The organism is Lentilitoribacter sp. EG35, assembly GCF_040784015.1.
Lineage (GTDB): Bacteria > Pseudomonadota > Alphaproteobacteria > Rhizobiales > Rhizobiaceae > Lentilitoribacter.
In genome coordinates this window covers 210,179-225,343 of the sequence record NZ_JBFNGQ010000003.1, presented here as the reverse complement: position 1 = coordinate 225,343, position 15,165 = coordinate 210,179, and the positions used below count along the sequence as shown (strand labels likewise).

Sequence of the window (15,165 nt, the reverse complement as noted above, 5' to 3'; positions counted from 1 at the left end):
TTACCTTTAACGTTAACTGAGGTCAAATATGCCAAAATCTACAAAATATATAGCCAAAGAAGCAGATCGAGACGGCAGGATCAATTATTCTGCCCAGGATGATGCTGTTTGGCATGATCTTGTTTTACAGCAGCAACCCAATGTAAATCGATTTGCGGCGGATGAATATTTGGCTGGGCAGCGAAAACTTGATCTGCCCAAAGATCGCGTGCCGCAATGTGTTGAAGTTTCAAAACAGCTGCGCGAACTCACAGGCTGGCGGGTGCAGCCCGTTCCAGCATTGATAGGGTTTGCGCAATTCTTTGCAATGTTGGCAGATAAAACATTTCCAGCCGCATCCTTCATCCGCTCGAGAGAAGATTTTGATTATATTGAAGAGCCAGATATTTTTCATGAAATATACGGACATACGCCGTTACTGACAGATAAGCGTTTTGCCAAATTTTCTGAAATGATTGGCAAGACGGGTCTTGAATGCGAAAAAGCAGATTATTCATGGCTGATCCGTCTTTACTGGTTTACTATTGAATTTGGTTTGATACGCCAAGGCAATGAGATCAAAGCGCTTGGCTCAGGCCTTGCATCATCTCCAACGGAACTGATTTATTCAATCGAAGATGAGACGGCCACTCGCAAGCCGTTTGATGTGATTGATATCTTGCGAACACCTTATAGAATTGACATTCATCAACCAATCTATTTTGTATTAGATGACGCTGATCAACTTTTTGAAGCATCTGATCGTAAATTGTTAGAGGACATTCATACCGCGCAACGGCTTGGTCTACATGCTCCAGCCTATCCGCCAAAACAGCCATTAGAACAGAAAGCAAGCTAACTTAGATGACTGATTTATCATTGAAAAAATGCGCAGTATGCGATGGCTCAACACCACCATTGAGCAAAGAAGAGATAGACAAGCTAAAGGTAGAACTTGATTCAAATTGGGTCATCGATGAACAAGCTAAAACTCTGATGCGTAAATTTACGTTTAAAGGGTTCGCCAAGGCAACTTACATGGCCAATCTAGCAGCCTTCATTAGCGATAAGGAAGGCCATCACGCAGATATCGCGTTTGGTTGGGGCTACTGTCAGGTCACATTTACATCGCATGAAGCTGGTGGTTTGACAGGAAATGATTTCATCTGTGCTGCAAAACTAGACGCTGCGATTGCGGTATAACTATAACTTCCTCATCCGACGTAGGTCGAGAGTGCTCTCATCTTGAATGGATTCTAGTGTATTGTTCCAGATAATGCATCTGAAATAACTCCATGTGCCTTAATGATGTAATCTTGGCCTCTGTCGGAACGGGATCCAATTAGCCATAGAGCGGTTGATAACTGGGAGTTACCTGTAAAGTTACGTTCTACAAGGGCAAGCTGCTGCTTTGGGTCGATCATCATTATGTGGCCACCAATCCCAACGTTCCAAATAATGCCGGTGTCTTGATCAATCCACCAAGCATAGCCAAAATATTCATATCGATCATACTTGATCGCGCTTTTGCTTAAGTCACTGTGGTTGGCTGTGCTTTCTTTAATCCAGCTAGCGGGAACAACCTGTTGACCCTCCCAAATGCCACCATCAGCAACCATTGCCGCAATGCGCGCGAAATCTCTCGTGCTCATATATATGCGATACATGTCATGTAGAGAATCTTCGCCGGGAAAATACCACGGGTTGCCAACAGGAACATTAGCAGCGCTAAAATCCTGCATGCCCAAAGGTTTGGCAAGGTTTTCTTCCATAAACTCGCCAATACTGATGCCAGTCTCCTGAACAAAGATTGTGCCTAGTGCATTGAAATCGAAATTGTTGTTGAAGAAATACTCACCCGGTTTGTGCTGCCCGCGGCGAGGGCGGTCCGTTACTTGCTCATCGTGTTCACCTTGCGCAGGCAAATAGATACCTGATCGCGACATCAAAAGGTCGCGAATGGTCGCCGATTTTTCTTGATCAGTTAACGGCGTCACTTCATCAATATTAAGTTCGGCTAGGGTCTTATCTAAATCAATCAAACCTTTATCGACAGCAATGCCATATATCAGGCTCATAATGGCTTTTCGGGTGGAATGCGTGTTCATGATCTTGTCAGACGGACCGTCTTCAAAGACAACTTCCCCTTTGTGAAGAATCATGACCGAGTGCTCAAAATCAGAAACATTATCAGTCTTTAAACGAGCTTTCGTTTCCGCATTCAGAAGATCTCTTTGGCGTAGGTCTGTTTGAAAAGATGGGTCACTATTCGGGATGATAGGGAGTGAGGCAAGAATTACGATCAATATAAGCGCTGCAATACCTACACCAAAGATGTTTTTTTTCATTTGTACGCCCTGGCAAAATTTTTAATTATCAAGATAGATATAGTTATCGCTGTGAGAAATGCCAGATACTTGCAATAGGTTCATGACAAAAAAACCTCGCCATGCGATCGCAGGCGAGGTTCTGATGTGAACACACTATCTGTTGCTTACAGGGCGTTTCGAACTGCTTTATCAAAAGATAGTTCTTCTGTGCTCTCCGCTTTGGTTTCGGAACTTTTGATAAACTCGTCGCGTTTTTGAACTAACTCCAACATTTCTGCTTCGATCTTAACGCGTTCTTTGATGATGCCGTCAACGTAATTTTTCTGTTCTTCGATAGACATACTTTGCATCGGCACAGGCAGGTTTTCCTGTTCAACACTCTCAAGTTCAACATCGTTATTCCGAACCGCAGAAATGATGTCTCCACCTCCTGTGACGACTTCTTTTCTGCTTTTGCGTTTGGAGTAGAAGGCCGAATTATCCACCCGTTTGCTCACACTACCAGATGCCTTATCAAGAATTTTTTGTTCAAGTGCAGCCTGCGTTTCTTGAGCACCATACGGTACAACTGTTTTATCAAGTCGTTGCTGTAGATTTATAATTTCGTCATCAAATGGTGTTTGCACTTCGGATATCTGGCCCCCGTCTTGCGGAATGGGAATATAACTTCCTCCGCCTCGCAGCGCGATGTCTTTCCAGATCGTTTTTGTTGCGTTTGAATCTCCAGCTTGAATAGCATGAACCTCGATATCCTTTTGAACGGCTTGGTGAAGAATGGCCGGATATTTCGGGCCGTTTTGATAATCCATGTGTGGGGGCGCATCCCCGACTAAAAACACAATGCGACGTACATTGGCACCTTTGGTCCATTTAAGATCATCTACGGCTGTATCTAATGCCTCATTGACAGATTCGGGCGTGTCGCCCCCGCCATCAGCTTGCAGGCCAATCAAATTGCCATACATGCCCTGTATATCAGAGCTCATTTCATAAGGCTTAATCACGTAATCATCGCCAACATCACGATAGGCAACCAGCGCCATTCGGATATCAGCATTTGGATTTATGTCGACAATGGTATTGGCTATGGACCAGATTTTTTGTTTGGCACCTGCAATCAGGTCAGCCATTGATCCGGTGGTATCTAAAACAAACGCCACTTCCACAATATCGCTATTTGCAGCATATTGCTTATCAGAATTTGGTTTAATGTCTGCCGACGCAGAATGTATAATAAATGCTGTTGTAAAGACGGTTGTTGTTATGAATTTACTGATATGTTTTTTCAAAAGAGTTCTCCCCAAGAGCTATCCAATCAGGTGCGGTTGATCTGCACTGATTTGGTATTTGTCCATTCTAACGGTGACTAAAGTTTGGCTCTAAAAAGGCAGTTCTATGGTATTAATAAGGCGTATCTGGCACGATGATTATCTGATGAAAGGCACATCATATTTGCCACACAAGCAACCTAAGAATACTGACAATCCTTGGTTGGTTCGTTCAACTATCTCGGTAATGTGGGGAATGTGATTGTGTAGGGCGCTGATTTGATCAGTCTTCAACGATAAGATTTCGTTGAAATGGAGATATTAGACAGGATGCTGCCCGCATCTTAAAGCAATACGGGCAGTTGTTATGCAGTTATTATTAAGCAACTTCACTATATTGTTGTTTTGAAGAAGTTTGACCTGTAGCTAGCTGAAATTGTTTGGTTGTTTCGTTAAGTGCAAGCGCATCTTCAGCCATCTTGTGAGTAACAGCATTGGATTCTTCCACCATTGCAGCATTTTGCTGTGTCATTTTATCCATTGCATTAACGGCGCTGTTCACTTCTTGAATACCAGTCAATTGCTCTTCAGCCGCTGTTGCGATTGAAGATATCTGCCCATTAATGTTTGTTACATGAGTAGCAATGCCAACCAATGCTTCACCTGTGCGTTTTACCAAGTCCACACCATTTGATATCTCGCTTGTTGAGCGATCAATCAAGGCCTGAATTTCCTTAGCTGCTGTGGCTGAGCGTTGAGCTAGTTCACGAACCTCTTGAGCAACTACGGCAAAACCTTTGCCTGCTTCACCCGCCCGCGCTGCCTCAACGCCAGCGTTGAGTGCAAGAAGATTGGTCTGGAACGCAATCTCGTCAATTACATTGATAATGTTGGATATCTCAGATGATACTTTTTCAATACCCTCCATCGCCGCGACAGCATCGCCCACAACTTCGCCTGAGCGATCGGTATCTACTTTTGCATTCTGTGCCATTTCCGCTGCTTCATTTGCGCGAGAAGATGCTTCTTTGACTGTAGATGTAATTTCATCCAAAGCGGCTGCTGTTTCTTCAAGAGAGGCTGCTTGCTGCTCTGTGCGACGCGAGAGGTCGTCAGCACTTGCTTTCATTTCGTGGGAATTTTGATCAATAGAGCCAGAACCTTCCACAATAGAGCTTAAGGTCGACTGTAATTTTGATACTGAATTGTTAAAGTTGATCCGTAATTCATCCATACCATCAGGGAAGGGGGTATCAAGTGTAACTGTCAGATCGCCATGCGCCAGACGATCAAGGCCTGCTCCAAGTTGCTGCACTGTATTGGCAACTTCATTATCTTTCACCTTTTTCTGTTCTTCCCGCTCATCGCGCTCTTGTTGAACCTGATGTTGCATTTGTTTTGATTCAGCTTCGGTTTCTTGCGCACTTAGTGCGTGTTGGCGCAAGTTTTCAATAGCGCGCGCAAGTGTTCCAAGTTCATTATTTTGCTCTTGCAGTGGAGGTTCATTTTCATAATCTCCATCGGACATCTTAGTTGCAACAGCTGTTAATTTTGGAATGCCGCCAAAGATATTGCGTGTTAATAGTACAAGTGATGCAATGGCTATCAGCACAATTCCAATGGAAAAGTACATGAGCTTGGACAGGATTTCGTTAGAAATCGCCTGAATTTTAGAGGATTGAACGCCTGCATATAAGATACCGTTTACAGATCCATCGCTGGCAAAAATTGGCTGATAGATCGTAAAGTAATCTGTACCAAGAATATTAGCTTCACCGCGGAATGTCTTCCCGCCGGTAAGGACGGGATAAACCGCGCCTTTTTGACCGAGCTGCGTACCTACCGCGCGATTTCCATCGGGCTTGATGATATTGGTTGTTTTTCGCCAAAAATCTTCTGTCTTGGCATCCCAAGCAAACACCGTTGCGGTTTCTCCCGATATGCGTCCAACTGTGTCAATCATATCGTGATTTTCAAATTCGGTTGGAATAGTTTCCATGGTGATTTTATCTACATTCCCATTTTCGAGATATGAGATTCTTGTTTCGGGAAACTCTGATTGCAGCATCTGAGCTGCGATACGTAAACTCTGATCCTGACTATCGACTGCCTGTTTTGCAATTCTGTTCGACACGGTCTGGTTGGTAAGCGCCGCAACTGCTAACAGAGAGAAAAGCAATATTGCTACAGCGGAAAATGTAACTGTTTTGACAAGGCTAAAACGAGAAAAAATCTTCATTATTATGTTCCCCAATATTCACCGATCATTTATCGTCGGATTTCGCATAATTGAATCGATGAATATTAATGAAGTATTGCCCCCAAAGTGTAACAACTTGTAACTAATACCTTTGGTTTTCTTGTAAGTATTTAAACGTAAATAGTTCTTTGCCTTAAAATAAACTTCAATTTACCTCGAAATTTACAAATTTTGTAGATAATTCGGCCCAATTTAGAACTTAGTCATTCGCTCCACTAACTGACAAAGGAGGCGATATGTCTGATAGTGAAGGCCAAGAGACGGCCAAAAACTCTCAAAAACCCGCACAAACAGGAACCGATACGAAACATGTAAAACCGGGCACCATGTCCGGCCTTACGCAAACTCCAGGATGGAAATTTATTGTCACTGGAGTGATCACACTTTTACTTACAATTCCCGCTCTCTTAGTTTGGGGCTTGGTAGAGGAACGTGCGGATCGGGCCAATCAGGTGGCCAATTCAATTTCACAAGGTTGGGGGCAAGCACAGCGCATAAATGGGCCATATCTGGTGGTTCCGTACTTAGTCACAGAAAAGCATAAAGATAAATATATTGAGGTAAGACGTCATGCGATTTACTCGCCAGATCTTTTGGAAAATACCAGCGATCTGGTGGTTGAAGAGCGCAAAAAGGCGATTTACTCAACGCCACTTTATCATATGAAGTCTACATTGAGCGGAAAATTTGCTCCCATAGATACAAGCGTAATTATCAGCAGGAATGGTCGGCCTCGTTTAAACGAAGCCTTTCTAGCTGTCGAAGTTTCCGATCCAACTGGCTTTCGCTCGGAAGTAATGGCAAGTATAAACAACGATGATGCTGGTATATTTAAACCTGGTTTGAAAGGTGTAAATCCAACCAACCGGTCTGCTGTGGATTATGATATGTACAATCCCCAAGCGATAAATGCCAAATCTAGCGGCATACATCTACCCATCGCAAAAGAGGCATTGCAGGATGAGATGCAATTTGAGATCAAGCTTGCCATCAATGGTTCGCGCGGTTTGCAAATCGTACCGAGTGGAAAAACCACAAAACTCGCAGTTCAATCCAATTGGCCGCATCCCGGATTTGACGGACAGTTCTTACCAGAAACACGAAATATAACGGAAGATGGCTTTGATGCGAATTGGACTATTCCTAATCTCGCGCGGGGTATGAGTGCCGTATCATTGAGCGACACGCTTTCAAGCACAAAATCGGTCATAAAAATTGGTTTTGTTAAACCATTGAAATTCTACCAACTGGTTTCGCGAACCTTGAAATATGCAATTGCATTCTTCTCACTTGTGTTTTTGTCCATATTTATCCTTGAGATTGCGGGCAAACAATCAGTCCACTGGATTCAATATATATTAACCGGCCTTACGATGGTTGTTTTCTACATTCTGCTGTTGGCACTTGCAGAACATATTGGATTTGAATTTGCTTACCTAATTGCGGCAACAGCAACCACGGCGTTAGTATCTTGGTACGTTGGAACTACGCTGAAAAGCAAAAACGCGATGTGGCTCCTGACAGCAATCATAGGCATGACTTACGCGATTATGTATCTGATCCTCAAAGAAGACAAATACGCCCTGCTGATCGGGTCAATCATAGCATTCGCTGCAATTGCCGTGACCATGTATGCAACACGTAACATTGATTGGTCGAATGGTCGCTCGAAAGAAGCTAGGACCAATTAGGTTATTAACAAACGAAAGACCCTGTCTCGGGGTCTTTCAATTGGCATCACATTGAGTTCAATCTCATGAATCTGAATTTGAACGCACTGAACCCTGACTAAATTCCTTAAAAAATGCCTTTGGAGTTAAGCCAAATGCTTTGAGAAAGGCTTCTTGCCAATCCATCCGAGCTAGTAACTTCCAATAGGTAAAGTAATTGCGAAGGCCCTCTTTTCGGTTCGCCAGCATCTGACCTGCGAGCGTAGCGTAGTTACCAAAATACAGTTCTGATATCGCAGAGTTAAACGTCAGTTTTGAAAGTGTCTTGCCGGAGTAACGGGTTTTTTCTCCGCGAAAAATTGCTATATGCTGGGTCGCATCCAAATAAGGGAAAAGCGCATCTAATTCAAACGCAATGGCCGAACCCTCCACCAGCCATCGTGGCCCCATTCGCGCGACAAGGTTTTTATTATTGACTATGGCCAGTGATGTATAGCCTGCCATTTGGCGCTGTATCTCGTGTGAAATCTCATGCGTAATTAGTCTGCGCAAACCTAAATAAGGTTGTTTCCAGTTAAAATCAGCTCCAATGCAAAGTACTATTATGCTCGGGGTATTTAATCCACTTAGATCCTGCCCGCGGCATTGATCTCGTATAATGCGGCGAGCGGTGGAAAGCCGCATTGGATAGCGGCTATTGGCAGCCAATTGCTCAGCAAGTTCAGTTTCATTTGATGAGGCAATGACCTTGATGGTACCTGCGAGGTGAATGTTATGTCTATCGAAATATCTGTAGGCAAATGTAACAGCGTTTTGTATTTCAATCTGCTGGTCGTCACTCAAAAAATTTGAGAGTAAAAATTCAAATTTGGGCGTAGTCTTGTTTGGCCAGTAGCGAGTTTGCTCATCGTCAATCAAACCAATTTCTCGGCACCACACAATAGCGTTGTCGCGCGTTAACGCGCGAAGATCTTTTAATTCCGGATATTCTTTAACAAGTGCGCGGGATGCGTCTCGCGTTTTAGGTCCCATAAGACCATCAACAAGACCTGTTTTGATGCTCAGATATTGGGCTTGGTTTTGTACGCACACAAGACCTGGATCAGGGGTGGCTTCAGCCAGGTTAATTGTCAGGCCAAAGCTGCTCGCAAGCGCTAAGAAACCCAGAATTGGTATTCTAACACCGCACAAAAACAATAAGCACTCCATCAATAACAGCTGCACAATGTTGAATAGGGAGGGAGAGAGAGTCAACTCATCAAGGAGGCAAAGATGTTGAACTTTATGTGATAAAAAAAGCCCCACCAGGAAAATAAGTTCTTAAAGTGGGGCTTAGGTGCTGAATTGACTTTGGATTATTTGAGTTTATTGGTTGGCAACAACCTCAACGCCAATGGTTGCCGGAATAGTACGAGGATCAGCCATTGCCGCACCCATTATTTGGCCAAATGGAACCGGCGCCGGCGGTGTAGCCTTGATCTCGATATTTTGAGGGTTGTCCAAAAATGCAGAAGCTGCCGCTGTGATTTGTTGTTGCAGCTCAGGCATACCAAGACGGGCAAGGCCAAATGGTAAAAGTGCTTTTGCAGCCTCTGCCATTTGTTCTTGTGACATGCCTTGTTTTGATCCAGCATATTTAAGTGCTTTTTCAGTAATAGATGCATCGTCAAAGCGAATGGATAGTGCATTAAGCGTAAGCTGTTGTAGAAGGGCTAAACTCGCCATACCTGCTGCCTGTTGAGCTTTCGGATCAGATTGATCAGCCATTTCTTTTTGAACATCTTGCAGCTGTTTGATGAACTCAAGCGTATAGCCACTTATATCAAGAGCGATGTTGATCCGTCCCGCATCATTAAGCGTGAGCGCATATTCAGGCATGTTAAAACGACCGGTTTTAGCATCCCAGTCACCTTTGATCTGTATATCTCCGCGCAATGTTTCATAGCCCATATCAGCTATTGCTTGTTTCGCTTTAGGGTCTTCCACCGCTGAAAGGTCGATGACGATGCCATTTGCTGAACCGTCAAACTTCATGGCTTGTAAATCATCGGTCATATCAACATGCGCATCTGAACTAGCCATCTTGAAAACATCAACACCCTTATGTGTGAATGTTGCCTGACCAGTCGTTGCGCGTTCATATATAAGGTATGGAGAAGCTTCTGCATCAGCCGCTGGCAAACGAAGTCCTTCGATTTCAAAATCAACGAGTGTGAATTTGATATCTTTTTCTTGATGATTGATATCATCTACTACTGTTTTTTCAACGCGAATGCTTCCATCATCTAGTTCTGTAACGCCATTAAACTGCAATGACCCAATTGGGAATGTTTCTGCAGCAGAGGTCATTTTCACGTTTTCCAACAAAATATTATCACCATCGGCCTTTATCGAACTATATTCGATACCAGCACCGCTCGTGGCGAATACAGCCTTTAGGTTTTCGCTAAACTTATCTGCATCCAATGCGAATGAACTGTAAGTTAAGCTTAGTAAAACTGAACTGGATAAAAATGCGTGTTTAGCTAAGTTAAGCGTCATGGAAACTCCCGAAATAGACCAGCCGAAACTGGCGATAATTTATATTGCTTGCAATCTAATAACGAAACATGACAATCGCAAGGCAAGATTGTGAGTGAGATTAAATAGTGATGCAGTTGGTTGTCAAATTGAGAAATCATCCGATATTTTTTTAATGAATTATGCTGAAAACCCCTTGAAAGCCTATCTAAATTGCGTTTTCACCACTTGTTTCGAATCAAGGCTTAAGTTAGTCGGTAGGCATGGTAAAAGAGCTTACACCGCCCGCTGGCGGCCCGGATGATATTCAGTCAGTAGATTTAAAGGCAGCGCTTGAAGAGAGATATCTTGCTTATGCGTTATCCACCATTATGCACCGTGCCTTGCCCGATGTGCGTGATGGAATGAAACCAGTGCACCGTCGCATTGTTCATGCGATGAATGACATGGGTTTGAAATCAACATCTTCTCACAAAAAATGCGCTAAAGTTGTTGGCGATGTGATGGGTAATTTTCACCCACATGGTGACCAGTCTATTTATGATGCACTTGTGCGCCTTGCGCAGGATTTTGCAGTGCGCTATCCGCTTGTCGATGGTCAGGGAAACTTCGGTAATGTTGATGGGGATAACCCCGCAGCGATGCGTTATACCGAATCTAAGATGACCACTATTGCTGAGTTGCTTCTGGAAGGGATCGACCAAGATGCCGTTGACTTTAGAGCGACGTATGATGAAGAAAATGAAGAGCCTGTTGTACTTCCAGGCGCATTTCCAAATCTGCTTGCCAATGGTGCCGCCGGTATCGCGGTGGGTATGGCCACAAACATCCCGCCACATAACGCACATGAGCTATGTGATGCAGCTTTGCACCTTATCAAGCACCGCAATGCAAGCATTGAAAAACTGGTTGAGTTTGTTCAAGGCCCCGATCTGCCCACCGGTGGCGTAATTATCGAAGACAAGCAGACAATTATTGATGCTTATAAATCAGGTCGCGGCGGCTTCCGCGTTCGGGCACGTTGGGAAAAGGAAGAAACAACGCGTGGCGGCTATCAAATCGTCATTACACAAATACCGTATCAGGTACAAAAGTCACGGCTGATTGAAAAAATTGCCGAACTACTGATGGCCAAAAGACTTCCGCTTCTTGATGATATCCAAGATGAATCTGCCGAAGATGTGCGTATTGTTCTAACACCGAAAAATAGATCAGTTGACCCGGCGTTGCTTATGGCATCGATGTTCAAACTTACTGAGCTTGAAAATCGTGTATCGCTGAACATGAATGTGCTTAGCCAGGGCAAAGTACCAAAAGTTATGTCCCTGCGCGAAGTGCTCGTCGAATGGCTCGATCATCGCCGTGACGTCCTGCAACGTAGATCACGGCATCGTTTGGCAGCGATCATTCGTCGGCTGGAGATACTGGGCGGCCTTATGGTTGCTTATCTCAATATCGATGAAGTGATTAAAATTATCCGCGAGGAAGATCATCCCAAGGCTGTGATGATGGAGCGGTTCTCGATAACTGATCTGCAAGCAGAATCCATTCTCAATATGCGTTTGCGTTCATTGCGTAAATTGGAAGAGTTCGAAATCCGTAAGGAGATCGAGGGTTTAGAAGCAGAAAAGTCTGAAATCGAAGCCTTACTAGCCTCCGAAGAACAGCAATGGCAAACCGTTGCTTGGGAGATCAAGAAAGTTCGTAAGGATTACGGTAAAGACACCGAGCTTGGCGCAAGGCGTACCCTGTTTGAAAAAGCAGTGGAGGTTGATGATAGCGCGATCTATGAGGCGATGATTGAAAAAGAACCAATAACGGTTGTTCTCTCACAAAAAGGTTGGATTCGAGCGCTTAAGGGCCATATGAGCGACTATAAGAGCCTGTCATTTAAAGATGGTGACGAGCTGAAAGTTGCTTTCAGTGCCCATACGACAGACAAGATTCTCGTGTTCACGACAGGCGGTAAGGCCTACACATTGGGTGCAGATAAATTGCCCGGCGGTCGTGGCCACGGTGAGCCACTGCGGATTATGGTCGATATGGATAATGACCAAGATGTGCTGACGGCCTTTGTGCACAAGCCTGATCGTAAATTGATGCTGGCAAGTACTGTTGGTAATGGATTTATTGCAAAAGAAGCAGACCTTATTGCCAATACGCGTAAGGGTAAGCAGGTCATGAATGTAAAAATGCCGGACGAAGCTCATATTTGTGTCGAAGTCCGCGGCGATTATGTGGCTGTGGTGGGTAAGAACCGCAAGATGCTTGTTTTCCCACTCGTTCAATTACCAGAAATGGCACGTGGTAAAGGTGTTCGTCTGCAGCGTTATAAAGATGGCGGCATTTCTGACCTTCGTTGCTTCTCTATGGAAGAGGGGCTGTCGTGGGAAGATAGCGCAGGCCGGTCCTATACTCGATCAAAAGAAGAGCTTACCGAATGGTTGGGCGACAGAGCGCAAGCAGGCCGCATGGTGCCGAAGGGCTTTCCACGAACTGGCAAGTTTTCCGGGTGAACCAGCTTCATTCTGATTGCAAAATCCAAAATGATTGATGGTCAGTTGGACGAGGACGATAAAAACTTCTGATTTCAGAGTCGTCAATGGTCGACCTTGTCTTGCATCACAAGATTGCATAAGTTGCGGCAATTGGAGTTTGTCGCAATATCGCGCCTAAAAATAATAAGAAAGTTTCTATATGTCCCGAGTTTCAGCGTTTAAGAAAATCACTGCCATAACAGCTCTCGCAGCACTTCTTTCGTCCTCAGCGCTCGCGTCAGATGATACTGCGCAAAAAATAGCTGCTGATGCGATGGAAGCGCTCAAAGAAAAACAATTTGAGCAAAGCATGGAGCTTTACGACAAAGCTTTGGCTGAGAGCGAGATTTCTGATGTTGTGAGAGGGCAAGTTTTATCTGCAAAAGCAAATGCGCTTTTGGAACTTGGCTGGGCATCTCGTCAGGAAAAGCCGCTCAATGATGCGATCGCAACCTTTAATATGGCGCTTAAACTGCTAACAAAAGAAAATGCATCTTTAGATTGGGCGCGGGCGCACGCGAAGCTTGGCGATGTTTATCGTTCGCTTGGTTACGGGATGTATAATAAGAATGAGCAAAAAACAGGTGCTCAACTTTATGCAAAGTCCATATCAGCATTTCAGCGTGCTTTGACCGTATTAAATAAAGAAGAGAATCTTGAGGAATGGGCTGTTGCTCAACGTGCATTAGGCCAAGCGTTGACCAATTCAGACACATTTTTAGAAGTTTCGGGAAAGCAGACCAATGCATCCAGCCTGAGTAAAGCCATAGCTGCATTCACGGCTGCAACTGAATATTACACCAAGGAATCTGCACCATCTGACTGGGCGGGTTTGCAGTTTCAGCTTGGCGATATTTATACAACTCTACATCAACGACAGGGTGGTGTTTGGCTGCCCAAAGCAGTCGATGCTCATAAGCGCGTTCTGGAAGTCTTGACGGAAGACATCAATCCGAGCGTCTGGGCGCAAGTTCATTATTTCATTGGTAATGGTTTGGCAGAATTAGGTGCGAAGAATAAAGATAAACAAATGCTGACTGAATCAATTGCCGCCAGTCGCATTGCACTTGAATCTGATTACTTTAAGCAGATATTTCCAGAATTTTACGAACGCAATTCGAACAATATTCAAGTTGCTGAAAAGCTGATCAAAAAATACGAAGCTGAAAACTAGGCAATTTCTATTCTATCATATTTGAGGCGGTTTTCAGTTTGAATGACGCCTTTCTTATCACAAAAAGTTCAAGTCATCCTCAATTGTGTATGTTGCCTGTTGCCCCTACCATCATGCTTTTAGTTTGAAAGGTATCTGCTGTGGTCAATCGCAAAACTCGAATTGAAAATGCACTTTGGGGCCTGTTTATAGCTGATAGTCTGGCAATGCCCGCTCATTGGTATTACTCGCGTGAAAATATTGCTCGTGATTTCAATGGTGGTGTGAAGACTTATGAAGCGCCACTGCACCCGCACCCAGAAGCCTTTATGGTCGGTATGTCTTATTTGCCAGATATCGAAAAAGCCAACATGCTTGGCCGTCCCTATGATATTTTACATGAACATAGTCGCTTTTATAAAACATCTTGGGCTGAACTTGAGATTAAGCGCACTGAGCGCGAAGGCGAACATGGCAATGCCGTGGCGGCGGAAGATGAGCGATATCATTATCATCATGGTTTAGGGCAGGGCGATAATACACTCAATGCTCACCTAGCCCGTGTATTGCTGCGTTCTATCAATAAACGTGGTGGTTATGAGGCTGGTGCATTTTTGGATGAATTTATCGAGCATATGACAACGCCGGGTGTCAACAAAGACCCCTACACGGAGGTATTCTTAAGGCGATGGTTTGAGAATTATTGTGCTGGTGACCCAGTTCATGCTTGTGCTCAGATGCAACGAGACAATTGGTCGATTGGCTCACACGGGGGAATGATCCGTCCCATGATCTTGTCGCTACTCTCGCAAAATGCCTATCAGGGCATTGGCATGGCGCTTGAGCATCAGGTGCTTACACATAGATCGGAAACAATTGCGTCAGGTTTGGCGGTGTGTGTGCCACTGTTATTTGAACTGGTGAACGGGGTAGATGCGAAGCTCGCTTTTCAGGCATCAGCGAGACAGGTACATATGGCAGCTATCCGAGGGGAGGATTTATTTGCTCAATACCGTGATCACAAAGGGCCAGGCAATATTCCCGATGATAAAATGTGGGCCTATCACATGGATCTTGCTGGCGAACCAATGAACCTTTCTAAGCTTGTGGAAATGGGTGAACAAAACGTACTTCGCAGGGAAATTGGCACTGTATGTTATATCGAACAAGGCTTGCCGATGATGTTCTTCATCGCTGAGTACGAGGATTATAATTTTGAGAAGGCAATGCTATTAAATGTCAATGCAGGTGGCGATAATGTTAATCGTGGCATGCCGTTAGGCCTTATGATGGGCGCCGCAAGTGAGAAAGTGCCAGATCGTTTAAAACGTGGCTTATCTGATTACGAGACGCTGAGTAGTGAGATATCAAATTTCGCCGAGATCGCAGTTTCAGGTCAAGGCGTAACAACAGGTTTTGAGGCTCCATCCCGGCGTGCGAAGACGTAA

The 15,165-nt window shown here is 44.4% G+C and carries 11 protein-coding genes; 6 read left to right on the top strand and 5 right to left on the bottom strand.

Translation table 11 applies throughout. The features are described from left to right. Positions 1-28: 28 nt before the first annotated feature. Together phhA and AB2J24_RS07460 are read left to right on the top strand one after the other, a co-directional pair. Positions 29-838 (top strand): phenylalanine 4-monooxygenase, encoded by an 810-nt coding sequence (phhA, locus tag AB2J24_RS07465; protein WP_367385011.1) that lies wholly within the window; start codon positions 29-31, stop codon positions 836-838. Positions 839-843: 5 nt separating this feature from the next. Further along, entirely contained in the window at positions 844-1,182 is a 339-nt protein-coding gene (locus AB2J24_RS07460) for a 4a-hydroxytetrahydrobiopterin dehydratase (protein WP_367385010.1), read from the top strand. Between the two features lie 53 nt (positions 1,183-1,235). On the opposite strand, the gene AB2J24_RS07455 is transcribed toward AB2J24_RS07460, so the two are convergent. From AB2J24_RS07455 to AB2J24_RS07445, 3 genes are all read right to left on the bottom strand, one after another. Then, positions 1,236-2,327, bottom strand: coding sequence for a serine hydrolase domain-containing protein (locus AB2J24_RS07455; RefSeq protein ID WP_367385009.1), 1,092 nt, complete (start codon positions 2,325-2,327; stop codon positions 1,236-1,238). Positions 2,328-2,473: 146 nt separating this feature from the next. Next, complete coding sequence (locus AB2J24_RS07450; protein ID WP_367385008.1) at positions 2,474-3,598, bottom strand: vWA domain-containing protein; 1,125 nt, start codon at positions 3,596-3,598, stop codon at positions 2,474-2,476. Positions 3,599-3,956: 358 nt separating this feature from the next. Then, entirely contained in the window at positions 3,957-5,816 is a 1,860-nt protein-coding gene (locus AB2J24_RS07445) for a methyl-accepting chemotaxis protein (RefSeq protein ID WP_367385007.1), read from the bottom strand. A 257-nt stretch (positions 5,817-6,073) separates the two neighbouring features. On the opposite strand from AB2J24_RS07445, the gene creD reads away from it, so the two are divergent. Continuing rightward, positions 6,074-7,528, top strand: coding sequence for a cell envelope integrity protein CreD (gene creD, locus AB2J24_RS07440; protein ID WP_367385006.1), 1,455 nt, complete (start codon positions 6,074-6,076; stop codon positions 7,526-7,528). 63 nt (positions 7,529-7,591) lie between these two features. Here the strand turns inward: creD and AB2J24_RS07435 are convergent, their stop codons facing one another. Together AB2J24_RS07435 and AB2J24_RS07430 are read right to left on the bottom strand one after the other, a co-directional pair. Beyond that, positions 7,592-8,704 carry a hypothetical protein gene (locus tag AB2J24_RS07435; protein WP_367385005.1) on the bottom strand — a complete coding sequence of 371 codons (1,113 nt, stop codon included), beginning with the start codon at positions 8,702-8,704 and terminating at the stop codon, positions 7,592-7,594. Between the two features lie 168 nt (positions 8,705-8,872). Beyond that, positions 8,873-10,048, bottom strand: a complete 1,176-nt coding sequence (locus AB2J24_RS07430) for a hypothetical protein (RefSeq protein ID WP_162651694.1) — start codon at positions 10,046-10,048, stop codon at positions 8,873-8,875. Positions 10,049-10,290: 242 nt separating this feature from the next. Here AB2J24_RS07430 and parC point away from each other — a divergent pair, with 242 nt between their 5' ends. The 3 genes from parC to AB2J24_RS07415 all read left to right on the top strand — a co-directional run bounded on the left by parC (position 10,291) and on the right by AB2J24_RS07415 (position 15,165). After that, positions 10,291-12,543, top strand: a complete 2,253-nt coding sequence (gene parC / locus AB2J24_RS07425; protein ID WP_367385004.1) for a DNA topoisomerase IV subunit A — start codon at positions 10,291-10,293, stop codon at positions 12,541-12,543. Positions 12,544-12,724: 181 nt separating this feature from the next. After that, on the top strand, positions 12,725-13,738 hold the full coding sequence (locus AB2J24_RS07420) for a hypothetical protein (RefSeq protein WP_162651692.1): 1,014 nt from the start codon (positions 12,725-12,727) through the stop codon (positions 13,736-13,738). A gap of 140 nt (positions 13,739-13,878) precedes the next feature. Beyond that, positions 13,879-15,165, top strand: coding sequence for an ADP-ribosylglycohydrolase family protein (locus AB2J24_RS07415; RefSeq protein ID WP_367385003.1), 1,287 nt, complete (start codon positions 13,879-13,881; stop codon positions 15,163-15,165).

Excerpts from the sequence above, each read along its gene's own strand:
- phhA (WP_367385011.1), top strand. The coding sequence starts at position 29 with ATGCCAAAATCTACAAAATATATAGCCAAAGAAGCAGATCGAGACGGC.
- AB2J24_RS07460 (WP_367385010.1), top strand. The coding sequence starts at position 844 with ATGACTGATTTATCATTGAAAAAATGCGCAGTATGCGATGGCTCAACA.
- AB2J24_RS07455 (WP_367385009.1), bottom strand. The coding sequence starts at position 2,327 with ATGAAAAAAAACATCTTTGGTGTAGGTATTGCAGCGCTTATATTGATC.
- AB2J24_RS07445 (WP_367385007.1), bottom strand. The coding sequence starts at position 5,816 with ATGAAGATTTTTTCTCGTTTTAGCCTTGTCAAAACAGTTACATTTTCC.
- creD (WP_367385006.1), top strand. The coding sequence starts at position 6,074 with ATGTCTGATAGTGAAGGCCAAGAGACGGCCAAAAACTCTCAAAAACCC.
- AB2J24_RS07430 (WP_162651694.1), bottom strand. The coding sequence starts at position 10,048 with ATGACGCTTAACTTAGCTAAACACGCATTTTTATCCAGTTCAGTTTTA.
- parC (WP_367385004.1), top strand. The coding sequence starts at position 10,291 with ATGGTAAAAGAGCTTACACCGCCCGCTGGCGGCCCGGATGATATTCAG.
- AB2J24_RS07420 (WP_162651692.1), top strand. The coding sequence starts at position 12,725 with ATGTCCCGAGTTTCAGCGTTTAAGAAAATCACTGCCATAACAGCTCTC.